This window comes from Variovorax sp. 38R (assembly GCF_014843395.1).
GTDB lineage: Bacteria > Pseudomonadota > Gammaproteobacteria > Burkholderiales > Burkholderiaceae_C > Variovorax > Variovorax paradoxus_H.
This window is the reverse complement of sequence record NZ_CP062121.1, coordinates 857,016-879,771: the sequence shown is the minus strand read 5'-3', so window position 1 is coordinate 879,771 and position 22,756 is coordinate 857,016. Positions and strand designations below refer to the sequence as shown.

Here is a 22,756-nt window from a genome sequence, read left to right as displayed (position 1 = left end):
CGAAGCTCCATCGGCCTGCGGCCCGAAGGGTTGTCGGCCGCCCTGCCCTACAGGGGCTGTGGTCCGTGGCTGACGGCAACCGGCCCGGGTCGGGGGCTACCCTGAAGCGGACGCGGCAACTTGCCGAACGAGACTTTCCCCTCAGGAGCCCCCATGACCTCTCGCCACCCTCGCCCCGCGCCCGTTGCCGGCCGCCCCTTCGACGACCGCCGCACCAGCCACGCGATCGGCGCCATGGCCACCGCCTTCGTCGTGGGCGGCGTGGCCACCTGGTACGCGCTGGGCGCCGCACGCACGGCCCGTGCCCGGCCCGCCGGCCCGGCCGACGGCGCCCCGCTGATGCGTGCGCCGCTGCAGGTGGTGGCGCCGGTCGACCTGCACCGCTACGCCGGCCTCTGGCACGAACAGGCCCGGCTGCCCAACCGGTTCCAGAAACAGTGCGCCGGCCCGGTGAGCGCCGAGTACATCCCGCAGCCCGATGGAACCATGCAGGTGCGCAACCGCTGCGTGCGCGCCGACGGCAACTTCGACGAGGCCATCGGCAGTGCGCGGGTGGTGCCTGTGGCCGGCCAGCCCGGCGCGGGCCGGCTGCAGGTGCGCTTTGCGCCCGCGTGGATGGGCTGGCTGCCGCTGGTGTGGGGCGACTACTGGATCTTGAAGCTCGACCGCGACTACCAGGTGGCGCTGGTCGGCACGCCCGACCGTGAATACCTCTGGGTGCTGTCGCGCGCGCCGCGCCTCGAAGACGACGCGCTGCAGGCCGAGCTGGACTACGCCCGCAGCCTGGGGTTCGACACCGACAAGGTGGTGCTCACCGGCAGGTAGCGCTGCAGCTGCGACGGCAGCATGGCCGGCGCGGTGCAATGGATGGCGTGCCAGCCGAAGGCGCGCGCCATCTCGACGTTGGCGGCCGAGTCGTCGATGAACACGGTCTGCTCGGGGTCGAGGCCGTGGCGCATGGCCAGCACCTCGTAGATCTCGCGCTCCGGCTTGAGAAACTTCACGTCGCCCGAGAACACGCCGCCGTCGAAACGCCGCATGAACGCGTGCCGGCGCTCGAGGGCGCGGGCAAACGGCGCGGGCATGTTCGACAGGTAGTACAGCCGCAGCGGCTCGCCGGCGTCGCGCTGGGCGATGAGTTGTTCGAGCATCTCCAGCGTGACGTCGATGGGCTCCAGCCGCTCGCCGAGCCCGTCGAGCATGGCGTGCAACGACTCGGACGGCAGCGCCAAGCGGGCCGACATGCGGGCGATCGCGTCGTCCAGCGTGCGGGTGCCGCAGTCGAAGCCGGTCCAGTCGTCGTGATGGAAAAGGGCCCGGCCCAAGGCCGCGGCAGCGGCTTCAGTGGGGGCGTGAGGGGCAAGATGGGCCTGGACCAGCCGTGTCGGCTCCCAGGCGAACAGCACGGCGCCAAGATCGAAAACCACGTTCATGGCGCCATTGTTTCATGCGCCGGGCACCACGCTCACGCCATGGGTTCCGAGTGACAGGGTGGTCTGCGTGCCCGCCGCCAGCGGGCGCGACAGGTCGGTCGACACCACGAAGACCGGCCCCAGCGGGGTGTCGAAGCCGTATTCGTAGTAGCTGCCGAGGTAGGCCGCCTTGCGCAGCGTGGCGGGCAGACCGTCGAGCGCGCCGATGTCCCAGGCCTCGGGCCGCACCGCCACCTTCACCGTACCGGGCGCCACCGCGTAGCGCGGCTGCAGCCGCAGCGGGCCGAGCGTGACGCTGCCGTCGGCCTGCGCCACGGCCGGGAACACCATCGCTTCGCCCATGAAGCCGGCGACGAATTCGCTCTCGGGGCGGCCGTAGAGCTGCTCGGGCGTGCCGCGCTGGGCGATCACGCCGTGGTCCATCACGATGATCTGGTCGCTGACGGCCAACGCCTCGCTCTGGTCGTGCGTCACATAGGCCACGGTGAGCTTCAGACGCTGCTGCAGCGAGCGGATTTCCTCGCGCATCTCGCGCCGCAGGCGGGCGTCGAGGTTGGACAGCGGCTCGTCGAACAGCAGCACCGCAGGCTCGAGCACCAGCGCGCGCGCCAGGGCCACGCGCTGCTGCTGGCCACCCGACAACTCGCTGGGCAGGCGCTCGTCAAAGCCGACCAGGCCGACGCCCTTGAGCGCCTCGCGCGCCCGCACCGTGGCCTCGTCCTTTTTCACGCCGCTCATGCGCAGGCCGTAGCCCACGTTCTCGATCACGTTCATGTGCGGGAACAGCGCGTAGCTCTGGAACATCATGCTCACGTTGCGCTCGCCCGGGCCGAGCGTCGTGACGTCGCGCCCGCCCATGAAGATCGAGCCCGAGGTCGGCGACTCGAGCCCCGCGATCATGCGCAGCGTGGTTGTCTTGCCGCAGCCCGAGGGGCCGAGGATGGTGGTGAGCGTGCCGACCGGCACCTCGAAGCTGATGCCCTTGACGGCCATCGGCCCGTTCTTGTCCGTGCCGTAGCGCTTGGTGACGTTGCGGAATTCGATGCCGTTCATGCTGCCAGGCTTTCCATTTTGTGATGACCCTCATGCGGAGGCGCCGTGCCGCGCCGCCCCAGCTTGCGCTCCCCCACCACGAACTGCACCAGCGCAATCGCCAGCGACATCAGTACCATGAGCACCGTGCAGTACGCGAGCGCGATGCCGTAGTCGCCGTTGCCGACGCGGCCGATGATGTAGGTGGTGGCCAGTTCGTTCTCGGCCGTGACCAGAAAGATCACGGCGCTCACCGTCGTCATGGCGCGCACGAAGCTGTAGACCAGCGCCGCCACCAGCGCCGGCTTGAGCAGCGGCAGCACCACCTTGAACAAGGTCTGCGAGGTCGAGGCGCGCAGCATCAGCGAGGCTTCGTCGAGCGAGCGGTCGAGTTGCTTGAAAGCCGCCGTGCCGGCCCGAACACCCACCGGCAAATTGCGGAACATGAAGCACAGCACGATGATGAGCCCCGTGCCCGTGAGCTCGAACGGCGGCACGTTGAAGGCCAGGATGTAGCTCACGCCGAGCACCGTGCCCGGGATCGCAAAGGCCAGCAGCGCGCCGAACTCGAAGAGGCCCTGCCCCTTGAACTCGTTGCGCGCCAGCAGCCAGGCGATCAGCAAACCGAGCGCCGCGGTGATCGGCGCCGAGATGCCGGCCAGCTTGAGCGTGGTGATCAGCGAGTTCCACGCGGTGCCGGCCCACACCAGCCCGAACTGGCCCCACTCCAGCGCGAAGGCGCTCTTGAAGTGGTTGAGCGTGAAGCTGTAATCGCGCCCCCAGGTCTGCACGAAGCCGCCCGCGAAGGCGAACAGGTAGACCACGGCGGTGAAGGCGATCCACGGCAGCGCGATGCACTGGATGGTGCGGCGCACGCCGTCGGGCAGCGCCATCGCGATGCCGGCGTCGCCCTTGCCGCTCACGGTCGTGTAGTTCTGCTTGCCGAGCACCCCGCGCTGCAGCGCGAACACACCGAGCGCGAACAGCGTGAGCACCCAGGCCAGCGAGGCCGCGCGACCCTGGTCGTACTGCGCGCCGACGATGGCAAAGAAGATGTCGGTCGACAGCACCGAGAACTGGCCACCCACCACCACCGGGTTGCCGAAGTCGGCCATGCTCTCGATGAAGCCGACCAGGAAGGCGTTGGCCAGCCCGGGCTTGAGCAGCGGCAGCGTGACGGTGAAAAAGGCGCGGCGGCGGTCGGCGCGCAGCATCTGCGCGGCTTCTTCGAGGCTGGGTGCGATGCCCTGCACCACGCCGCGCATGATCATGAAGGCGATGGGCGTGAAGGCGAACAGCTGCGCCACCAGCACGCCCGGCATGCCGTAGAACCACCGTGTGGGCTCGATGCCGAACACGCTTTCGAGCACCTGGTTGACGATGCCCGCGCGACCGAACAACAGGATCAGGCCGAGGCCGACGACGAACGGCGGCGTGATGATCGGCAACAGCGCCAGCACCCGCAGCACACCCTGTCCGCGCCGGTTGCCGCGCTCGGCCATCAGCGCCATCAGCGTGCCCAGGAAGGTGGTGCCGGCTGCGGTGAGCAGCGCCAGCACCAGCGTGTTCCACGCCACGCCGCAGCGCACGCCGCCCGCCAGGCAACCCAGACCCCAGATGCGCTCGGTGAACACGCGTGCGACGAAGGCAGCCATCGACCATTGCCCGTCTTCGTTGAAGAAGGCGCCCGACAGCGCCTTGCTCACCGGGTAGGCGATGAACAGCGCCATCAGCACGCCGCAGCCGACCACCGCCGCCGCCACGAACAGGTCGCCCTTGAACAGGCCGAGCCGCGCAATGCCGAAGGCCGCCAGCAGCACCAGCGCCGTGAGCGCCACGAAGCCGCCCGCGCCGATGCCGAACTGGTTGACGGCCAGCTCGCCGAACTGCGTGTTGAGCGCCGCGACGCTCCAGCCGCGCGCGCCGATGGTGAAGCCCGCCACGGCCAGGCCGATGGCGCCGATCGCGCCGCCCGCCAGCAGCCAGCGCCCCTGCGCCTTGCCGGCCGGCAAGGCTGCACCGACGGCGCACAGCAGCAAACCGGCCAGCCCGATGAAGAGCCAGCTGCGGCCCTGCGTGGCCGCCTGCATCAGGCCATTGGCGCCCTCTGCACTGCCGAACACCTGCGGAACGGCTTCGTACCAGGTCGCATCCTGGATCGCATACCAGGGCAGCACGAGGTAGGCCGCAAAGCCCAGCACGACCCAGGCCCAGATCCAGTGCCGCGCGCGCCGGGCGGCCGCGAGAGACGCCGGGTTGACCGGTGCGCTGTCGTTGGAACGCGCTTCCACTTAGCGCGGCAGCGAATTGACGTCTTTTTCCCAGCGCGCGATCAGACGGCGGCGCTCGGCGCTGGCGCCGTACTTGGCGTAGTCGTAGTTGATGAACTTGATCTTCTTGAAATCGGGAATGCGCGGGTCGAGCTTGGCGGTCGCGTTGCTCGGCAGCTGGAACTGCTTGTTGGCGGCGCCCAGTTCCTGCGCGGCGGGCGTGAGCGCCCATTCGTAGAACTTCTTGGCGGCGTCGAGGTTGCGCGCGCCTTTGATGATGCTCATGGAGCCGATCTCGGCGCCGGTGCCGTCGCTGGGCGTGATGGTCTCGACCGGAAAGCCCTGCATCTTCTCGCCCGGGCCGTCGTGCACGAAGCTGATGGAGATCGCGGTTTCGCCGCGCGCCACCGCCTTGATCGGGCCGGTGCCCGAGCGGGTGTACTGGCCGACGTTCTTGTGCAGCGCCTTGAGGTAGTCGAAGGCCTTGTCCTCGCCCATGAGCTGCACCAGCGTGGCGATCATGGTGTAGGCCGTGCCGCTGGAAGCCGGGTTGGCCACCTGGATGTCGCCCTTGTACTCGGGCTTGAGCAGGTCGGCCCAGGTCTTGGGCACGGGCAGCTTCTTCTTGCCCAGCAGCTCGGGGTTGTAGCCGAAGCCCAACGGGCCCGAGTAGATGCCCACGGTCTTGTAGCCCGACTGCTTGGCCTGCTGCTGCGCCCAGGGGTGCAGCTGCGGCAGCGTGGGCGACTTGTATTCGAGCGTGAGCCCCTGCTCGGCCGCCTGCAGGTGCGGGTCGCCCGTGCCGCCGAACCAGACGTCGGTCTTGGGGTTGTCCTTCTCGGCGATGAGCTGGGCCAGCGCCTCGCCCGAGCCCTTGAGCGCCATGTTGATCCGCACGCCCGTGGTGCGGGCGTAGACGGTGGAGATCACGTTGCACCACTCGGCCTGCACCGAGCAGATGACGTTGACGGTTTGCGCCGACGCTGCGGCCGACAGACCCAGCAGCGCGGCTGCCGTGAAAAGCTTCTTCATTTGATATTCCCCTGCATCGGCCATAAAAAAAGGCCTTGCGGCCTTGGGTCAGCGTAGCTTTAGTACAGGTGTGCCGAATCGGTAGAAGTACCATCGCGACTGGCACACGGCCTGCTCTGCATCCAGACAAAAGGAAAGTTTTCTCATGAGCTTCGATCTCGTTCTGTTCGGCGGTACTGGCGACCTTGCGTGGCGCAAACTGATGCCCGCTTTGTTCCAGGCCTTCAGGCACGGCAGCCTGCCGCAGGACGGACGCATCGTCGGCGTGGCACGCGACGACCTGTCGGACGACCAGTACCGCGAGCTGATCCAGTCGCGCTTCAGCGCCGTCGAAGGCGCCAAGCGCCCCTCCCCGGAAGAGTTCAAGAAGTTCGCCTCCATGCTGCATTACCTGCGCATGGACCTGTCCAAGCCCGCCGACTACGCCAGCCTGGCCGAGCTGCTCCAGCAGCGCGACGCCAAGACGGTCGTGATGTACGTGGCCACGGCGCCCGCGCTCTTCACCCAGGTGGTCGAGCAGATCGCCGCCGCCGGGCTCAACGGCCCGCGCACCCGCGTCGTGCTCGAAAAGCCGCTGGGCCACGACCTGGCCTCCAACCGCGCCATCAACGCCGCGGTGGGCAAGGTGCTCGAAGAAAAGCAGGTCTTTCGCATCGACCACTACCTGGGCAAGCCCTCGGTGCAGAACCTGTTCGCGATGCGCTTCGGCAACGCGCTGTTCGAGCCCATCTGGCGCCGCGAGCACATCGCCAACATCCAGATCACCATGGCCGAAGACCTCGGCGTGGAAAAGCGCGGCGCCTTCTACGACCAGACCGGCGCGCTGCGCGACATGGTGCAGAACCACGCGCTGCAGCTGCTGTGCGCCGTGGCCATGGAGCCGCCGATCAACGCCCACGCCGACGCCATCCGCGACGAAAAGCTCAAGGTGCTGCGCGCCCTCAAGCCCTGGACGCCCGAGACGCTCGGCCTGCATGCGGTGCGCGGCCAGTACACGGCCGGCACGGCCTACGGCGAGCGGGTGCAGGGCTACCGCGACGAGCCGGGCGTGAACCCCGACAGCCGCACCGAAACCTTCGTGGCGCTGCGCACCGAAATCGCCAACTGGCGCTGGGCCGGCGTGCCCTTCTACATCCGCACCGGCAAGCGGCTGGCCTCGCGCGACGCGCGCATCGAGGTCAACTTCCGCCCGACGCCGCACGCGATCTACCGCGCGCCCGCGGGCAACGTCAACAAGCTCGTGATCAACCTGCAGCCGAAAGACGGCCTGGAACTGCACATGCTCGCGCAGGCCCAGGACAACCGGCAGCGCGGCGGCAACGGCCATCCCAGCGCCGCGCAACTGGCGCCGGTGCAGCTCGACCTCGATTTCGACAAGCGCTTCGGCGCCGAGCGCGTGGGCGCCTACGAACGCCTGCTGCTCGACGTGATCGACGGCCGCCTCAACCTGTTCGTGCGCAGCGACGAGCAGGAAGAAGCCTGGCGCTGGGTCGAGCCGCTCATCGATTCCTGGGAATCCGACGGCGGCCCGCGCCCTTATGCGGCCGGCACCTGGGGCCCCAGCGCATCGAGCGCCATGATCGCGCGCGACGGCTTCGCCTGGGGCGAAGAGCAGTAACGCAGCAGCAAGGCTGCGCGGCCTTCCTTCAGCCGAACTGAAGGCAGCGCATGCCGAGCGTGCCCGACTGGAAGCCTTCGTAGACGGTCTTCGCACGCTCGCCCGGCGCCGCAGCACCCAGGGCATACAGGAAGGGAAAGTAGTGATCCGGCGTGGCCACGGCGGTCGACGCCCCCTCGAGTTTCTCGTAGCCGATGAGCGCACGGTCGTCCCGGCCGGCCAGCGCGGCCTTCACCGCATCATCGAAAGATTGCGCCCACGGGCGGCTGGCCTTCGGGCCGTCGGGCGTGCCGCGGTCGGTCACGCGCAGGTTGTGCACCACGTTGCCGCTGCCCATCACGAGCACACCCTGGTCGCGCAACGCTGACAGGTCGCGCCCCACCGCATGGTGGAACGCCGCCGGCTTGTCGTAGTCGATGCTGAGCTGGAAGACCGGCACGTCGGCCTTCGGGTACAGGTGCTTCAGCACACTCCAGGTGCCGTGGTCCAGCCCCCACTGCTCGGTGGCGATCACCGGCGTCTGCTTGACGGCGCCGACCGCCGCGCGTGCGAGCGCGGGATGACCCGGCGCCGGGTACTCGATGTCGAACAGCGCCTGCGGAAAGCCGCCGAAATCGTGGATCGTCTTGGGCCGCGTATGCACCGTGACGCCGGTCGCGCCCTGGCTGAGCCAGTGCGCCGACACGCTGAGGATGGCCGTGGGGCGCGGCAGCTCGCGGCCCCAGGCGGCGAGGCGGCGCGTGAAGGCGTTGTCCGCGAGCGCATTCATCGGCGACCCGTGGCCGATGAAGATGACGGGCATGCGGCGCGCGGGTGCTGCGCCGGCCGCGTGCGCGATCTCGCTCATCGACGCCAGCGCGGCGGTCGCGCCCAGCGCCGAGCCCATGAGAAAGCCGCGGCGGCCGAGCAGGCGGGTCATCGGGGTGGAGGTCATCGTGTCAGGGGGTGGGGGTTCGGGGCCAACCCGGGACTGTGCAACAGAGTGATGGCAGGGAAAGTGCGTTTACGCACACCGTGAGGCGCAAACGCCAGGATCACGGCACGAATGCACGCAGACGCTCGCCCAGCGGCGCGAGGAAATCGCGCAGCAAGGGCTCGCGCATCAGCGTGTCGATGTAGCCCGGGGCCAGTCGCCCGTTCTCTGCATACACCGCCAGCACGCGCAGGCTTTCACCGCGCAGCACCGTGGTCGCGTGGACGTCGCCCTGCCGCTCGCAGGCGCTCGCCATGTCGCGCAGCAGCGCCGCGGCATCGTCGGCATCGGGCGCCCACTGCTGGCCGTAGAGCCGGGCCAGCCGCTGCGCATCGGCGGACGGCACATCGGGGAAGACCAGCGGCAGCAAGCGCTCCCGCACATGGGCCAGCGCCATCACATCGGTTTCCGCAAGGCCCGCGGCGTGGTGGCGCGTCAGGCGAATCAGGCCCATGCCGAGGTTGGCGAGCCGCGCACCGCCGCGCACCGCCGCGCACCAGTTCCAGCAGCAGGCCGAGCCATGCGAACCGGCCGAGCGTGGCGTCGAAGCCCAGCCCGCGCTGCTGGATGCGAGGCAGCGCCAGCATCAGGCCGCCCATCAGCAGCGGTTGTTCATGCGGCAGATGGGCCAGCAGCGCGGCCAGGATCTGCTCGTGCATCTCCGGCAGGCGCTGCATCGGCGGCGGTTCCGTATCGCCGTCGCGGACGTACCAGGCACCGACCGCGCTGATCTCCGGCGATGCCCGCAGGAACGCGGACTGCACCTGCAAGCGCTCGGGCGCACAGCGCACGGTCGGCGACCACAGCGCCAGCGCGTCACCGTGCGCCTGCATCAAGCCCCATTGCGCGGCGGCGGCCCATCCCATCGGAACGGGTGCCTGCAACAGCAGCAACCCGGCCAGTCGCGGATCGGCCGCCATGCGCGCGCGAACCACGGCCACGGTGGCGTCGGTGGAGCCGTCGTCCACCACGATGATCTGGTGCGGTGCGAGGCTCTGCTCGGCGATCGATGCCAGGGCCTCCACGATGTGTGTCTCGTCGTCGCGCGTCACCATCAGCACCGACACCTGCGAGGCAGGCTCACCCGTGCGCCGTGCCTGCTGCCCCACCCACCGCTGCCGGGCCGCCGCAAGGTAGCGCTGCATCGCGCCCGCCAGCACCTCATGCTGCGGCGGCAAGGATTGCAGCGCTCGCGGCCCCGCGATTTCCAGTGCACGCCGCCGCGGCGCATCGGCCACCAGCGCGCGCACGCGGTCGATCAGTTCGTCCTTCGTGCACCCTTCGACCGCGTCGCGCAGCACCTGCGGAATCTCGGAATGGGGGTACAGCTCCGACACCACGGCCTTGCGATGCCGCAGCAGGATCGACAGGCGCGGCAGCTCCACGGTGCTGGAGTGGTCGGCCTTGCGCATGTTCAGCCCGACCTTGGCGCGCGGCAGCAAGGCGTCGCGCTGCGCCGGCGTCCAGGCCGTGCCGAAGGGATAAGCGACGCGCAGTCCGGCGGCCGTCAGCGCCTCCAGCACCTGCAGCCGCCGGGGAGTCGTCTCACCGAAGAAGATGACGTCGATGTCCTGCTGCGCATCGTCCAGCACCTCGGACGCCGGCACCAACGGCGTGGCCAGCGGCTCGAAGCCCGGGCCCACGTAGTCGGAGCGGTAGATGCCCAGCGCCGGGTGGTGCACCATGTTCTCGAGGCTGTACTCCCACACGTGGGCGCGCTGCAGCAGCCGTTGGTAACCGGGCATCTCCGCGAGCAACGCTGGCAGGGCCGGCTCGAAGTTGACGACGATCGCGTTCGGCGGCAACTCGTCGTCCGAGGGCAGGCTCAGGCCCATCGCGAAAAAGAAAAGGTTGATGTCGTCGTTGTCGACACCTGGCCCCGGCGCGATGCTTGTCGTGTAGCCGAGGCGTTCGCAGGCGAGGCGAAAACCCTCCATCACCTCCTGCACGTTCTCATTGCCCAGCGAGCAGAAGCGCAGGTGCGGCCGGTACGGAAAGTTATCCGCCGGCCAGCCCTGCGGGCTGCCGCCTTCGCTCACAAGCGGCCTTCCTCCACGGCGTGGCAGGCCACCTGCACGCCCTTCAGGCTCAACAGCGACGGCCGTTCCGACGAGCAGCGCGCATTCGCGTGCGGGCAGCGCGGATGAAAGGCACAGCCGGTCGGCGGGTTCAGCGGGTTCGGCACTTCGCCCTGCACCGGCGTGCGCGCACGGCCGGTGTGCTTCATCTGCGGGATCGCGTCGAGCAGCATGCGGGTGTACGGATGCTGCGGGTCGGCGAAGAGCTTCTGCTTGTCCGCCACCTCGACCAGCCGGCCCAGGTACATCACGCCGACCTGGTCGGCCACGTGGCGCACGACGGCGAGGTTGTGCGAGATGAAGAGGTACGTCAGGCCCTGCTCGCGCTGCAGGTCTTTCATGATGTTGAGCACCTGCGCCTGCACGCTCACGTCAAGCGCCGAGGTGGGCTCGTCGCACACCAGGAACTCAGGCTGCGTGGCGAGCGCGCGGGCGATCGAGATGCGCTGGCGCTGGCCGCCCGAGAACTGGTGCGGGTACTTGCTCATGTCCAGCGGCGAGAGGCCGACCGACTGCAGCAGCTCGCCCACGCGCTGGCGCAGCGCGTCCTTGTCACTCAGGATGCCGTGCTCGCGCAGCGGCTCGCCGATGATGTCTTCGACGATCCAGCGCGGGTTGAGGCTCGCGTAGGGGTCCTGGAAGATCATCTGGATGCGACGGCGCAGCTGCCGGCCTTCGGGCGTCTTGAACGCGGCGTGCGCGTCCTGCCCGTCGAACTGCAGGCCGCCGCGAGTCGGCGCATACAGGCCCACCAGCAGGCGCGCGACGGTGCTCTTGCCGCAGCCCGATTCGCCGACCAGCGCGAGCGTCTTGCCGCGCTCGATCGAAAAGCTCACGCCGTCGACCGCATGCAGCAGCACGCGCGGCTTGCGTTCGAGCACGCGGTTGAGCCAGGGCGGCGACACGTCGAAGGTGCGCGCGAGGTCGTGCGCGACCACGAGCGGCTCGCCGGCCTTGGTCGCCGCAGCGTCCTTGCGGGGTTCGATCACGGCGCTCATCGGGTCACCTCCGCGAGGGGTTCGGTCGCCTCGGGCGTGGCGCGCTCGCCGGCCGCCAGGGCGTCGTGGTGTTGCGCGGCGATCTCGGCCTGGCCCGCATGCGGATCGGCGGCGTCGTGCAGCCAGCAGGCGGCGCGCGTGGCGCCCGCATGCATCAGCTCGGGCCGTTCGGTCAGGCAGCGTGCAAAGGTGCGCGGGCAGCGCGGGTTGTAGGCACAGCCGGTCGGGATGGCATTGAGCCGCGGCATGGCGCCGTCGATCTGGTTGAGCCGTTCGCGGTCGACCGTCATGTCGGGAATCGACGCCATCAGGCCCGAGGTGTAGGGATGCGCGGGCTGATGGATCACCTCGTGCACCGGGCCGATCTCGGCGATGCGGCCCGCGTACATCACGGCCACGCGGTCGCAGGTTTCGGCGATCACGCCCATGTCGTGGGTGATGAGCATCACCGCCGCGCCGCGGTCTTTGCAGATCTGCTTGAGCAACTGGATGATCTGCGCCTGGATCGACACGTCGAGCGCGGTGGTCGGCTCGTCGGCGACGATGAGCTTGGGCTCGGCCGCGAGCGCCAGGGCAATCACCACGCGCTGGCGCATGCCGCCCGAGAACTGGTGCGGAAAGTGGTCGATGCGCTGTTCGGCGGCGGGAATGCCGGTGTCCTGCAGCAGGCTGATGGCGCGCTTGCGCGCTTCCGATTCGGTCACCGGCAGGTGGGTGCGGATGGTCTCGATGAGCTGGCGGCCCACCGTGTACAGCGGGTTCAGCGAGGTCAGCGGGTCTTGAAAGATCGCGCCGATCTTGCGGCCGCGAATGGGGCGCATCGCGTCGAAGCCGAGGTTGTCGATGCGTTGGCCTTCGAGCAGGATCTCGCCGCTGGCCACGCGGCCCGGCGGTTCGAGCAGGCCGATGATGGCCGCGCCGGTGAGCGACTTGCCCGCACCCGATTCGCCCACCACGCCGAGGATTTCTCCGGGCGCAATGTCGAAGGAAATGCGGTCGATCGCGCGCAGCGTGCCGCGGCGGTGCGGAAATTCGACGACGAGGTCTTTGACCTGGAGCAGCGTCATGGGGGCGTTGTCCTTTTCTGTTCAGCGCAAGCGCGGATTGAGCGCGTCGCGCAGCCAGTCGCCGAGCAGGTTCACGCTGAGTGCGATGAGCACCAGCATCAGGCCCGGGAACACCGTGATCCACCATTCGCCCGAGAACAGGTACTGGTTGCCGATGCTGATGAGCGTGCCCAGCGAGGGCGAGGTCGGCGGCACGCCGACGCCCAGGAACGACAGCGTGGCCTCGGTGATGATCGCGGTCGCGACCTGGATGGTGGCCAGCACCATCACCGGCCCCATCACGTTGGGCAGCACGTGGCGCAACATGATGCGCAGCGGCGCCACGCCGGTGACGCGCGCGGCCTGCACGTATTCCTTGTTGCGCTCCACCAGCGTGGAGCCGCGCACGGTGCGCGCGTACTGCACCCAGCCCGTGAGCGAGATCGAAATGATCAGCACGCCGAAGGCCAGCGATTCGTGCGCGCTCGGAAAGAGCGCACGGCCGACACCGGCGATGAGCAGCGCGACCAGGATGGGCGGGAACGACAGCATCACGTCGCACACGCGCATGAGGAAGGAGTCGAGCCAACCACCGAAGAAGCCAGCCAGCAGGCCGAGCACCACGCCGACCACGACCGACAGCACCACCGACACCACGCCGACGATCAGCGAGATGCGCGCGCCGTAGATCACGGCCGAAAGAATGTCGCGGCCCTGGTCGTCGGTGCCGAGCAGGTACTTGGAGGAGCCTTCGGCGTTCCAGGCTGGCGGCAGGCGGGCGTCGCCGAGTTCGAGGGTGGCGAGGTCAAAAGGATTGTGCGGCGACACCCATCCGGCGAACACCGAACAGAAGACGCACACCAGCGCAATGACGGCGGCAGCGATCGCCACCGGCGAATTGCGGAAGCTGTAGCCGACATCGCTGTCGAGCCAGCGGGCAAGGGTTTTTTTCATCGTGGGCAAAAAAGAATGGGCCCGCAGGAAGCGGGCCCATGGTCGGGCCGCTCAGGCAGCGGCCCACGGTCGACTTACTTGATGCTCATCCACTTGAAGTACATGAAGTTGTCGGCCAGTTGCACCAGCTCGACCTTCTTGCTCACGCCCCAGGCCAGCGACTGCTGATGCAGCGGCAGGTGGCCGATGTCGTCGGAATGGACCTTGAAGGCTTCCTTGATCATCTCGTTGCGCTTGCCCTTGTCCGACTCGGACTGGATCTTCTTGGTCAGCTCGTCGAGCTTGGGGTTGCAGTAGGCGCCCAGGTTGAACTGGCCCGTGCCCTTGTCGTCGGGGCACGAGGTGAGCGAACTCAGCGCATTGTGCGAATCGTAGGTGGTCGGGGTCCAACCCAGCATGTAGAAGCTGGTGTCGCGGCGCAGGATCTTGGGGAAGTAGGTGCCCTTGGTCTCGGCCACGAGGTTGATCTTCACGCCGATCTTCGCGAGGTTGGCGGCCACGCTCTGGCAGATCTGGCCGTCGTTGACGTAGCGGTCGTTCGGACAGTTCATCGAGACTTCGAAGCCGTTCGGATAGCCGGCTTCGGTCAGCAGCTTCTTGGCGGCATCAACGTCGAAGGGCAAGCGCTTGTCCTGATCGGCGGTCCAGCCGTTGATGCCCGGGCCGACGAGCAGCGCGGTGGGCTTGGAGGCGCCGCGCATCACGGTGCGCTGGATGCCGGCGATGTCGATGGCCTGGTAGAAGGCCTGGCGCACGCGCTTGTCCTTGAACGGGTTCTTGCCCTTCACGTTCGAGTACTGCAGCTCGTCGCGCTTCTGGTCCATGCCCAGGAAGATGGTGCGCATCTCGGGGCCAGTGATGACGCGGGCGTTGGGCGCAGCGTTGATGCGCGCGATGTCCTGCACGGGCACGGGCTCCATCACGTCGACTTCGCCGGAGACCAGCGCGGCCACGCGGGTCGCGGGGTTGGCGATGGGCGTGAACACGATCTCCTGCGCGTTGCCGTCGATCTTGCCCCAGTAGGTGCCGTTGCGCGTGAACACGGTGCGCACGTTGGGCTGGCGTTCGCGCACGCGGAACGGACCGGTGCCGTTGGCCTTGAACGAGGCCGTGTTCTCGATGCCCTTGCGGCGGTCGACGGGCTTGGTGGCCTGGTTTTCCTCGCACCACTTCTTGCTCATGATCATGGTGAGCGAGATCACGTCGGGCAAGATCGGGAACGGGCCGTTTGTTTCGATTTCGACGGCGAGGTCACCGACCTTGCGCACGGCCTTGATCTCGCTGAGCGTGGCCTTCATGTCGGAGCCGTCGCCCTGCGCACGCGCAAAGCTGAACACCACGTCGTCGGCGCTGAACGGCGTGCCGTCATGGAACACCACGCCCTTGCGCAGCTCGAAGCGCCACACGTTCGGCGAAGTCTGCTTCCAGCTCGTGGCCAGCAGCGGTGCCAGGCTCAGGTCCTTGTTGCGGCCCACGAGAGTTTCATAGACGTTGGCGGTGACGCTCAGTTGCAGCGACTCGTTGAGCGAGTGCGGGTCGAGCGACAGGGCATCGCCCTGGTTCGCGATGCGGATGGTCTGCGCGCTCGCGACCATGCTGACGGCGCTCAGAGCGCACAGGACGGCGACCGCGGCCGCTTTCTTCTTGAAACTCATGGGAACACTCCTCGGGTTGGGATCAAAAAATACATCAAGAAGCCGCGGTGGCGGCTGCTTGCTCTGGCTGCGTACCGCGGGTGGCGGCAAGCGGCATGCCCCGCTCGATCAGCCCCGCATGCAATGCGGCGCCGAGCGGCAGGATCTCGTCATTGAAGTCGTAGCGGCTGTTGTGCAGGAAGGCGCCGCTACGGGCGTCCTGGCCGATGCGCAGGTAGGCGCCGGCCTTTTTCTGCAGCATGAAGGAGAAATCTTCGGCGCCCATGCTGGGCTCCAGGTTGCGGTCGACGTTCTTCGCACCGACCAGCGACTCGGCCACGTCGGCCGCGAACATCGCCTCGGGCGCGGTGTTGATGGTGGCCGGGTAGATGCGCTCGTACTTGATCGTCGCGGTCGCGCCAAAGCCGGTGGCAATGGCCGTGCACAGCTCGCTCAGTCGCTGCTCGACCTGCGCCTGCACGCGCGCGCTGAAGGTGCGCACGGTGCCGACCAGCGTGGCCTCGCCCGGGATCACGCTCATGGCGCCGAGGTCGCCGGCCTGCACGGCGCAGATGCTGACGACGGCCGCGTCGATGGGGCGCACGCTGCGCGACACGATGGTCTGCGCCGCGGTGATGATGTGCGCGGCCACCACGACGGGGTCGATGGTCTGGTAGGCGTGCGCGCCATGGCCGCCCTTGCCCTTGATCTCGATCGTCACGCGGTCGGCCGCGGCCATCATCGCGCCGCGGTTGATGCCGACGGTGCCGGCCGGCATCGCGGGCCAGTTGTGCATCGCATAGACAGCGTTCACCGGGAAGCGGTCGAACAGGCCGTCTTCGATCATCACGCGCGCACCGGCAAAGCCTTCTTCGCCGGGCTGGAAGATCAGCACGGCGGTGCCATCGAAGTCGCGCGTCTCGGCCAGGTAGCGCGCGGCGCCGACCAGCATCGCCGTGTGGCCGTCGTGGCCGCAGCCATGCATCAGGCCGTCGTTGGCGGAGCGCCAGCCGAAGTCGTTGTCTTCGCGCATGGGCAGCGCGTCCATGTCGGCACGCAGGCCGATCATGCGACCGCTGGCCGTCGACTTGCCACGGATGACGCCGACGACGCCGGTCTTGCCGATGCCGTCATGGATCTCGTCCACGCCGCAAGCGCGCAGTGCCTCGCGCACGCGGCCCGAGGTGTAGACCTCTTCGAAGCCGAGCTCGGGGTTGGCATGCAGGTCGCGGCGAAAGGCCGTGATTTCGGGGTAGAAGCTGGCGATGTGCGCGAAGGCCCGGCCGGAGGCCTGCAGGCGCGGCGTTGCAGCGGCCGTTGCTGTTGCGGCGGCACTCACCTCAATGGCCTCCCGCCTTGCCCACGCGCAGCCGGGGATCGACCACGAAGTACAACAGGTCGACCACGAGGTTGATCACCACGAAGATCAACGCGATCAGGCACAGGTAGGCGGCCATCACGGGGATGTCCGCGAAGGTCACGGCCTGGATGAAGAGCAGCCCCATGCCCGGCCACTGGAACACCGACTCCGTGATGATCGCGAAGGCGATCAGGCCGCCGAGCTGCAGGCCCGTGATGGTCATGACCGGCACCAGCGTGTTCTTGAGCGCGTGGCCGAAGTGAATCGCGCGGTTCGACAGGCCCCGGGCGCGCGCGAACTTGATGTAGTCGGTGCGCAGCACCTCGAGCATCTCGGCGCGCACCAACCGCATGATCAGCGTGAGCTGGAAGATCGCCAACGTCACCGCCGGCAGGATGATGTGGTGCCAGCCGTCGGCCTTGAACAGGCCGCTGGTCCACCAGCCGAACTGCACGGTGTCGCCGCGCCCGAAGCTCGGGAACCAGCCCAGCGTCACGGCGAAGACGAGGATCAGCAGGATGCCGATCAGGAAGGTGGGCAGCGACACGCCGAGCAGCGACACGGTCATGAACACCTGGCTCATAAAGGTGCCACGGCGCAACGCGGTGTACACGCCCATCGGGATGCCGACGAACAGGGCCAGAGCCGCGGCCACGAGTGCGAGTTCGAGCGTGGCCGGGAAGCGCTCGCCGATCAGGCGCGACACCTTGGCGCCCTGACGCAGGCTCAGGCCGAACTCGCCTTGTGCGGCATTGACGAGGAAATGCCAGAACTGCACGAAGAAGGGTCGGTCGAGCCCCAATGCGGCGCGCATTTCACGGATCTGGTCGGGCTTGGCATCCTGTCCCAGCAGGAACACGACCGGGTCGCCGACATATTGAAAGAGAAGGAAGGCAATGAACGCAACCGCGATCATCACGATCACGGCCTGGATCAGGCGGCGCAGTACAAAGGCAGTCATTCAGCAACAAGAGTGATCGCGGCATGCTAGCAGTGCAAGCAGCGTGCCCGCACGGGGGTTCCCCGGGGGTGGAGGTGCAATCTTTACGAGTGCGAGCAGGCGCACCCCGAATGAAAAAAGCCACCCGGCTTGCGCCAGGTGGCTTTTGAGTCTTTCGATTCGAAGCTGGCTTACGCCAGCATCAAATTAGAAAGCGTGACGGATACCGAAGTCGTAGCCGGTCGAGTTCTTCGGGGTGAAGACACCGCTGTTGATGAAGGCCGGGCCGCCAACGGTCAGGGCTGCACCGTTCTTGTTGCTCACGCGAGCAACCGTAGCGTACAGAGCCGTGCGCTTCGACAGGTTGTGCACGTAGCCGATAGCCAGCTTGTTAGCCTTCGGGTCGGAAACGCGGGGCGTGAAGAACGACTCGGGTTGGTTGAAGTCGTACTTGACGTGCGAGTACGAAGCGCGGATCAGGCCAGCACCGACGGGCACGGTCACGCCCAGCAGGTAACCGGTCAGATCGGTGTCAGCAGCGGCGTTAGCAAACGGGGTGACTTCGTAGTCGACCTTGTTCTTGACGCGCGACACTTCACCGAACAGCTTCACGGGACCGAAGTCATACGAAGCGCCCAGGTTCAGCGTGTTGACCTTGTTGGTCACGCCAGCGTAGAACTGGTCACCCGAGGTGCTGCTGCCATAAGCCAGCGCCACGTCCAGAGGACCGTTGGCGTAGCCGAAACGGCCACCGACGTAACGGCCGGTACGCGAGTTGTTCGCGACGTTAGGCGTAGCGGTACCAGGGCTGAACTTGTCCTTCTCGTGGAAGCCGTACTGCACTTGGCCGTAGAAGCCGCCCAGGTTCGGGGGCAGGAAGTAGCCGATGGTGTTGCTGGCGCGAACGTAGTTCGGGTTGCCACCAAAGCCACCCGAACCGCCGGTGGTGTTGAAACCGCTGGCCGTCGAGATCAGGTTGGTGCCAACGCCGTTGGTGCCGAACGGATCGAACACGGTGTCGTTCCAGAACGTCGGGGTGTAGTCACGACCCAGGCGGACTTCACCGAAACCACCCGACAGGCTCACGGTCGAGCGACGAGCGAACGTCGACACGCCGGTTGCGCCGTCGTCATTGGTGATCGGGGCTTCGAGCCAGAAGCTGGCTGCCAGGCCGCCACCCAGGTCTTCCGTACCACGGAAGCCCAGACGGCTGGAGTTGTAACCCGAGTTGGCCAGAGCCGTACGGCTGACCTTGACGCTGCCACGGTTCAGGTAGAACGGGTCGACGAACGTGGCGCCGCGCAGGTCACGCGAGGTGGACGAGTAGCCGCTGATCGACGCGTCGACCACACCAAACAGAGTGACGGACGACTGAGCCGAGGCAACACCGGCGACAGCCAGGGCAGCCAGAGCAACTAGAGATTTTTTCATTGCAAGTTTCTCCAAGGTTAAACATAGGGCTCCGGTGCGAAGGGCTCACCGTGACTGGCACTTTGTGCTCCCACCGGACCCCGGGCCAACCTCCTTTTGGGAAGTTGATGCTATTGCACCAGAGCCACTGCAACAGGGCAAAACAAATCGCCCTAAATCTTGGAAGCCCCGCGTGTTTCGTTGCAGTCGTGCAACAAAGGACTTAGGCGAGTTGTTTTTCCACGATGTGAAACAAAATGTGGCCGCCTTGCATCACTGGGCAGGTGGGTTCAAATAGACCCATGACCGCCTTGTTCGACCCAGCCCTGACTGCCGCCGATGCGGCTTTGCGCACGCTTTTTGCCCGATCTCACGCCACTCGGGCGCTTCCTCCGGCGATCGAGCCTCAAGGTGAATTGAGCGAGTCGGAACGCCGCGAAGCCGGCGCCCTGATGCGCGTGAACCATGTGGGTGAAGTGTGCGCACAGGCGCTGTACACCGCCCAGGCCGCCGTGACGCGTGACCCGGCATTGCGCGCCCATTTCCTGGAAGCCGCGCATGAAGAAACCGACCATCTGGCCTGGACCCGGCAGCGACTGGACGACCTGGGCGCCCGCCCGTCCCTCCTGAACCCGCTCTGGTATGCCGGCGCTTTCGGCCTCGGGCTGATTGCGGGGCGTCTGGGCGATCCCTTGAGCCTCGGTTTCGTTGCAGAAACCGAGCGCCAAGTGGAGGCGCACCTCGAAAGCCACCTGGATCGCCTGCCGCCGACCGATCACGCCTCCCGTGCCGTGGTCGAGCAGATGAAGATCGACGAAGCCCGCCATGCCACGCAAGCCGTGGACGCCGGCGCGGCTGAACTGCCGGCGCCGGCCAAGGCCCTCATGCGCCTGGCATCACGGGTCATGACGACCGTAGCGCACCGGATTTGACCTCGCGGGCGTCGCCGCAGGGTGTCTTCAGGTCTCGATCAGGTCGAAACTGGTCGTGATTTCCGCCGTCTTCGCCAGCATGATGCTGGCCGAGCAGTAGGTTTCGTGGCTCAGAGCGATCGCCCGCTCTACCGCGGTAGCCGGAATTCCCTTACCCGCCACGGTGAAGTGCATGTGGATCTTCGTGAAGATCTTGGGGTCCTTTTCCGCACGCTCGCTGGTCAGCTTGACGCTGCAGCGCTCGACGCGATGGCGCCCTCTTTTCAATATGAGCACCACGTCGTAGGCCGTGCAGCCCCCGGTGCCCGCGAGCACGGTTTCCATCGGCCGCGCGGCCAGGTTCTGTCCGCCGTTCTCGGGCTTGGCCGCATCCGGGGCCCCGTCCATCATCAGGACGTGGCCGCTGCCAGTCTCGGCCACGAAGCCCATGGCCGATCGGGTGCCTGCGTCACCGGTCCAACTTACTGTGCATTCCATGGTGTTTCAGTTCCAATTGGGATGAGTTGGTGCGCAAAAGTGCACGCCAACATCGGTTTTGTGTGTGGGAAAAGCATCGCCCGCTTGTTGCGTCGCAGCAAAGGGTGGGTATACTCTATTTCATTGCTGTGCACTTCATGGTGCGCACCCAGTTGTCTCCTCCACCCTTCCAATTGGTGGATTTAGCCCCGAGTCGCAAGACTCGGGGCTTTTTTCTTTGTGCGCGCCCCTGGGGGCCGGGCCTCTTATCATCGCCGGTTCGCTCATGAACACTCCCCTGGAAAAGACCGTGCCCGACGCACCCGCTCCGGCGCTCACGCCCGCCGACTACCTCAAGAGAATCCTCAACGCACGGGTCTACGACGTGGCCGTCGAGTCCGCGCTGGAGAAGGCGCGCGCGCTCAGCGAGCGCCTAGGCAATACCGTCTTGCTCAAGCGCGAAGACCAGCAACCCGTATTCAGTTTCAAACTGCGCGGTGCCTATAACAAGATGGCACACCTCAGCAAAGCGCAATTGGCGAGCGGTGTGATTTGCGCATCGGCCGGCAACCACGCACAAGGTGTTGCGCTCGGCGCGCGCAAGCTCGGCACGCGTGCGGTGATCGTGATGCCCGTGACAACGCCGCAATTGAAGATTGATGCAGTGCGCGGTTTCGGCGGCGAGATCGTGTTGCATGGCGACAGCTATTCCGACGCCTACCTGCATGCGCTCGAATTGCAGGCGCAGCAGAGCCTGACCTTCGTTCACCCGTTCGACGACCCCGATGTCATCGCGGGCCAGGGCACCATCGCGATGGAAATCCTGCGCCAGCACCAGGGCCCGCTCGATGCGGTGTTCGTGGCGATCGGCGGCGGCGGCCTCATCTCCGGCGTGGCCAACTACATCAAGGCCGTGCGGCCCGAGATCAAGGTGATCGGCGTTCAGATGAACGACTCTGACGCGATGATGCAATCGGTCGCCGCGCACCAACGCGTGAACCTCCCTGACGTCGGCCTGTTCTCCGATGGCACGGCCGTCAAGCTGGTCGGCGAGGAAACCTTCCGCATCGCGCAGAACCTGGTCGACAGCTACATCTCGGTCGACACCGACGCCGTGTGCGCCGCCATCAAGGATGTGTTCGTCGACACGCGCAGCATCGTCGAACCGGCCGGTGCGCTGGCCGTGGCGGCCATCAAGCAGTACGTAGCCGAACACGGCCGCCAGGGCGAGACCTACGCGGCGATCCTGTGCGGCGCGAACATGAACTTCGATCGGCTGCGCTTCGTGGCCGAGCGGGCTGAGGTCGGCGAAGAACGCGAAGCGCTGTTCGCCGTGACCATCCCCGAAGAGCGCGGCAGCTTCCGCCGTTTCTGCGAACTCATCAGCGAGTTGCCTGCCGGCGGTGCGCCGCGCAACGTGACCGAGTTCAACTACCGCATCAGCGACGCGGCCAAGGCCCACGTGTTCGTCGGCCTCACGACCTCGGCGCGCGGTGAGTCAGCCACGATCGCGAAGGTCTTCATCGAGCACGGCTTCGATGCGCTCGATCTCACGCACGACGAACTCGCCAAGGAGCATCTGCGCCACCTGGTGGGCGGTCGCACGGGCTTGGCGCACGACGAGCGCCTGCTGCGCTTCGTGTTCCCCGAGCGTCCCGGTGCGTTGCTCAAGTTCCTGAGCCTGATGCGGCCGAACTGGAACATCAGCCTGTTCCATTACCGCAACCAGGGCGCCGACTACGGGCGCATCCTCGTGGGCCTGCAGGTGCCGGCCGAAGAGTCTGCCGCCTTCGACAGCTTCCTCGAAACGCTGGGCTACCCCTGCGTTGAGGAAACGGCCAACCCGGCCTACCGCCTGTTCCTTCAGGCCTGAGCGAAAGAAGAAGAAAAGAGATAGAGACCGCTGCGCTTACTGCGCAGGGCTCTGCGCCTGCGGCGGCGGCTCCATCGCAGCACCCGCCGTGGCGGCAGGTTGCAGTTGCTGCTGCTGCGGCGGCATCACCACCGCCGGCATCGTGGCCGGCAAGGGCCCGGCCGGCGCAGGTGACGACACCGTGGGCAGACCGGCAGGCGGCGTCGGAAGCCCCATGCTCAGCGGCGCACGCACCGGCAGCTGCAGCGTGAACGCCGCCGGCCCGTCGCGCTGGGCGCCGAGCGTCGCTGCGCGCACACCCACCGACTGCAGCACATAGCTTTCACCGACCTTCGAGCCGACGCGGAACGGCCGCGGCGGCTTGCCGTCGATCGAGATCAGCGCCGCGCCCTGGTTCGACGGGTCCGCCACCACGCCCGACAGCGCGAAGCGGCTCGCGGCCTCCGGTGCCACGGGGGCGTTCGACGTCACCGTGACCACGCCCAGCAACCGGGCCACCGCCTCGGCATCGGCCGCGACCGGTGCTCGCGGCATCGTGGCCGCAGCGGCCACGGCATCGGCCGGGGACGCCAGCCGCAGCGCCCAGAACACCGCGGCGCCTGCGGCCAACGCCCAAAGCCCCGTCGTTGCAAGTGGGGCATGCCAGCGGGCTGCGGAGTAAGGACTTGTCATGGCCGCGGATTATCATGCAGCGCGCTTACTGCCTCATGTCCCCGC

At 67.3% G+C, this 22,756-nt stretch carries 20 protein-coding genes; 4 read left to right on the top strand and 16 right to left on the bottom strand.

Annotated elements, in window-relative coordinates; all coding sequences use genetic code 11:
• Positions 1 to 153: 153 nt before the first annotated feature.
• A complete protein-coding gene (locus IG196_RS03895; RefSeq protein ID WP_192195105.1) occupies positions 154 to 825 on the top strand; it encodes a lipocalin family protein in 672 nt (223 codons plus the stop codon).
• Here IG196_RS03895 and IG196_RS03890 read toward each other — a convergent pair.
• The 4 genes from IG196_RS03890 to IG196_RS03875 are packed head-to-tail and all read right to left on the bottom strand — an operon-like array spanning position 771 to position 5,767.
• The gene (locus tag IG196_RS03890) at positions 771 to 1,433 is read right to left on the bottom strand and encodes an HAD family hydrolase (RefSeq protein ID WP_192195104.1); all 663 of its coding nucleotides are present in this window, start codon (positions 1,431 to 1,433) and stop codon (positions 771 to 773) included. The two genes, IG196_RS03895 and IG196_RS03890, sit on opposite strands and share 55 nt — an antisense overlap.
• A 12-nt stretch (positions 1,434 to 1,445) precedes the next feature.
• Entirely contained in the window at positions 1,446 to 2,486 is a 1,041-nt protein-coding gene (locus tag IG196_RS03885) for an ABC transporter ATP-binding protein (RefSeq protein WP_192195103.1), read from the bottom strand.
• Positions 2,483 to 4,756, bottom strand: a complete 2,274-nt coding sequence (locus IG196_RS03880; RefSeq protein WP_192195102.1) for an ABC transporter permease — start codon at positions 4,754 to 4,756, stop codon at positions 2,483 to 2,485. The genes IG196_RS03885 and IG196_RS03880 overlap by 4 nt, the downstream gene beginning before the upstream one ends.
• Positions 4,757 to 5,767 (bottom strand): ABC transporter substrate-binding protein, encoded by a 1,011-nt coding sequence (locus tag IG196_RS03875; RefSeq protein ID WP_192195101.1) that lies wholly within the window; start codon positions 5,765 to 5,767, stop codon positions 4,757 to 4,759. It abuts the gene before it with no gap.
• A 145-nt stretch (positions 5,768 to 5,912) separates the two neighbouring features.
• Here IG196_RS03875 and zwf point away from each other — a divergent pair, with 145 nt between their 5' ends.
• Positions 5,913 to 7,385 (top strand): glucose-6-phosphate dehydrogenase, encoded by a 1,473-nt coding sequence (gene zwf, locus IG196_RS03870; protein WP_192195100.1) that lies wholly within the window; start codon positions 5,913 to 5,915, stop codon positions 7,383 to 7,385.
• Between the two features lie 28 nt (positions 7,386 to 7,413).
• Here the strand turns inward: zwf and ygiD are convergent, their stop codons facing one another.
• From ygiD to IG196_RS03820, 10 genes are all read right to left on the bottom strand, one after another.
• Complete coding sequence (gene ygiD, locus IG196_RS03865) at positions 7,414 to 8,319, bottom strand: 4,5-DOPA dioxygenase extradiol (RefSeq protein WP_192195099.1); 906 nt, start codon at positions 8,317 to 8,319, stop codon at positions 7,414 to 7,416.
• A 100-nt stretch (positions 8,320 to 8,419) separates the two neighbouring features.
• Entirely contained in the window at positions 8,420 to 8,569 is a 150-nt protein-coding gene (locus IG196_RS03860; RefSeq protein ID WP_192195098.1) for a hypothetical protein, read from the bottom strand.
• Positions 8,556 to 10,397, bottom strand: coding sequence for a glycosyltransferase family 2 protein (locus tag IG196_RS03855; RefSeq protein WP_192195097.1), 1,842 nt, complete (start codon positions 10,395 to 10,397; stop codon positions 8,556 to 8,558). The genes IG196_RS03860 and IG196_RS03855 overlap by 14 nt, the downstream gene beginning before the upstream one ends.
• On the bottom strand, positions 10,394 to 11,434 hold the full coding sequence (locus IG196_RS03850) for an ABC transporter ATP-binding protein (protein WP_192195096.1): 1,041 nt from the start codon (positions 11,432 to 11,434) through the stop codon (positions 10,394 to 10,396). The genes IG196_RS03855 and IG196_RS03850 overlap by 4 nt, the downstream gene beginning before the upstream one ends.
• Positions 11,431 to 12,501: an ABC transporter ATP-binding protein gene (locus IG196_RS03845; protein ID WP_192195095.1), complete on the bottom strand. Its 1,071-nt coding sequence runs from the start codon at positions 12,499 to 12,501 to the stop codon at positions 11,431 to 11,433. Before IG196_RS03845 ends, IG196_RS03850 begins: the two co-directional genes overlap by 4 nt.
• 21 nt (positions 12,502 to 12,522) lie before the next feature.
• Entirely contained in the window at positions 12,523 to 13,434 is a 912-nt protein-coding gene (locus tag IG196_RS03840) for an ABC transporter permease (RefSeq protein ID WP_101491058.1), read from the bottom strand.
• Positions 13,435 to 13,508: 74 nt separating this feature from the next.
• The gene (locus IG196_RS03835; protein ID WP_101491059.1) at positions 13,509 to 15,089 is read right to left on the bottom strand and encodes an ABC transporter substrate-binding protein; all 1,581 of its coding nucleotides are present in this window, start codon (positions 15,087 to 15,089) and stop codon (positions 13,509 to 13,511) included.
• Positions 15,090 to 15,123: 34 nt separating this feature from the next.
• Complete coding sequence (locus tag IG196_RS03830; protein ID WP_192195094.1) at positions 15,124 to 16,407, bottom strand: M20 aminoacylase family protein; 1,284 nt, start codon at positions 16,405 to 16,407, stop codon at positions 15,124 to 15,126.
• 1 nt (position 16,408) lies between these two features.
• Positions 16,409 to 17,389: an ABC transporter permease gene (locus IG196_RS03825; protein ID WP_056573001.1), complete on the bottom strand. Its 981-nt coding sequence runs from the start codon at positions 17,387 to 17,389 to the stop codon at positions 16,409 to 16,411.
• 186 nt (positions 17,390 to 17,575) lie between these two features.
• On the bottom strand, positions 17,576 to 18,799 hold the full coding sequence (locus IG196_RS03820) for a porin (protein ID WP_192195093.1): 1,224 nt from the start codon (positions 18,797 to 18,799) through the stop codon (positions 17,576 to 17,578).
• A gap of 281 nt (positions 18,800 to 19,080) precedes the next feature.
• Here IG196_RS03820 and coq7 point away from each other — a divergent pair, with 281 nt between their 5' ends.
• Positions 19,081 to 19,710: a 2-polyprenyl-3-methyl-6-methoxy-1,4-benzoquinone monooxygenase gene (gene coq7, locus IG196_RS03815; RefSeq protein WP_192195092.1), complete on the top strand. Its 630-nt coding sequence runs from the start codon at positions 19,081 to 19,083 to the stop codon at positions 19,708 to 19,710.
• Between the two features lie 27 nt (positions 19,711 to 19,737).
• Here the strand turns inward: coq7 and IG196_RS03810 are convergent, their stop codons facing one another.
• Positions 19,738 to 20,187: an OsmC family protein gene (locus tag IG196_RS03810; RefSeq protein ID WP_192195091.1), complete on the bottom strand. Its 450-nt coding sequence runs from the start codon at positions 20,185 to 20,187 to the stop codon at positions 19,738 to 19,740.
• A 265-nt stretch (positions 20,188 to 20,452) separates the two neighbouring features.
• Between IG196_RS03810 and ilvA the strand changes: the two genes are divergently transcribed.
• Positions 20,453 to 22,039: a threonine ammonia-lyase, biosynthetic gene (gene ilvA / locus IG196_RS03805; RefSeq protein ID WP_192195090.1), complete on the top strand. Its 1,587-nt coding sequence runs from the start codon at positions 20,453 to 20,455 to the stop codon at positions 22,037 to 22,039.
• A gap of 36 nt (positions 22,040 to 22,075) precedes the next feature.
• On the opposite strand, the gene IG196_RS03800 is transcribed toward ilvA, so the two are convergent.
• Positions 22,076 to 22,711 carry a type II secretion system protein N gene (locus IG196_RS03800; RefSeq protein WP_192195089.1) on the bottom strand — a complete coding sequence of 212 codons (636 nt, stop codon included), beginning with the start codon at positions 22,709 to 22,711 and terminating at the stop codon, positions 22,076 to 22,078.
• Positions 22,712 to 22,756 lie beyond the last annotated feature (45 nt).

What these genes read in the sequence shown, in the direction of transcription:
- IG196_RS03895 (WP_192195105.1), top strand. Translation starts at nt 154, where the DNA reads ATGACCTCTCGCCACCCTCGCCCCGCGCCCGTTGCCGGCCGCCCCTTC.
- IG196_RS03890 (WP_192195104.1), bottom strand. Translation starts at nt 1,433, where the DNA reads ATGAACGTGGTTTTCGATCTTGGCGCCGTGCTGTTCGCCTGGGAGCCG.
- IG196_RS03885 (WP_192195103.1), bottom strand. Translation starts at nt 2,486, where the DNA reads ATGAACGGCATCGAATTCCGCAACGTCACCAAGCGCTACGGCACGGAC.
- IG196_RS03875 (WP_192195101.1), bottom strand. Translation starts at nt 5,767, where the DNA reads ATGAAGAAGCTTTTCACGGCAGCCGCGCTGCTGGGTCTGTCGGCCGCA.
- zwf (WP_192195100.1), top strand. Translation starts at nt 5,913, where the DNA reads ATGAGCTTCGATCTCGTTCTGTTCGGCGGTACTGGCGACCTTGCGTGG.
- ygiD (WP_192195099.1), bottom strand. Translation starts at nt 8,319, where the DNA reads ATGACCTCCACCCCGATGACCCGCCTGCTCGGCCGCCGCGGCTTTCTC.
- IG196_RS03850 (WP_192195096.1), bottom strand. Translation starts at nt 11,434, where the DNA reads ATGAGCGCCGTGATCGAACCCCGCAAGGACGCTGCGGCGACCAAGGCC.
- IG196_RS03845 (WP_192195095.1), bottom strand. Translation starts at nt 12,501, where the DNA reads ATGACGCTGCTCCAGGTCAAAGACCTCGTCGTCGAATTTCCGCACCGC.
- IG196_RS03840 (WP_101491058.1), bottom strand. Translation starts at nt 13,434, where the DNA reads ATGAAAAAAACCCTTGCCCGCTGGCTCGACAGCGATGTCGGCTACAGC.
- IG196_RS03835 (WP_101491059.1), bottom strand. Translation starts at nt 15,089, where the DNA reads ATGAGTTTCAAGAAGAAAGCGGCCGCGGTCGCCGTCCTGTGCGCTCTG.
- IG196_RS03825 (WP_056573001.1), bottom strand. Translation starts at nt 17,389, where the DNA reads ATGACTGCCTTTGTACTGCGCCGCCTGATCCAGGCCGTGATCGTGATG.
- IG196_RS03820 (WP_192195093.1), bottom strand. Translation starts at nt 18,799, where the DNA reads ATGAAAAAATCTCTAGTTGCTCTGGCTGCCCTGGCTGTCGCCGGTGTT.
- coq7 (WP_192195092.1), top strand. Translation starts at nt 19,081, where the DNA reads ATGACCGCCTTGTTCGACCCAGCCCTGACTGCCGCCGATGCGGCTTTG.
- IG196_RS03810 (WP_192195091.1), bottom strand. Translation starts at nt 20,187, where the DNA reads ATGGAATGCACAGTAAGTTGGACCGGTGACGCAGGCACCCGATCGGCC.
- ilvA (WP_192195090.1), top strand. Translation starts at nt 20,453, where the DNA reads ATGAACACTCCCCTGGAAAAGACCGTGCCCGACGCACCCGCTCCGGCG.
- IG196_RS03800 (WP_192195089.1), bottom strand. Translation starts at nt 22,711, where the DNA reads ATGACAAGTCCTTACTCCGCAGCCCGCTGGCATGCCCCACTTGCAACG.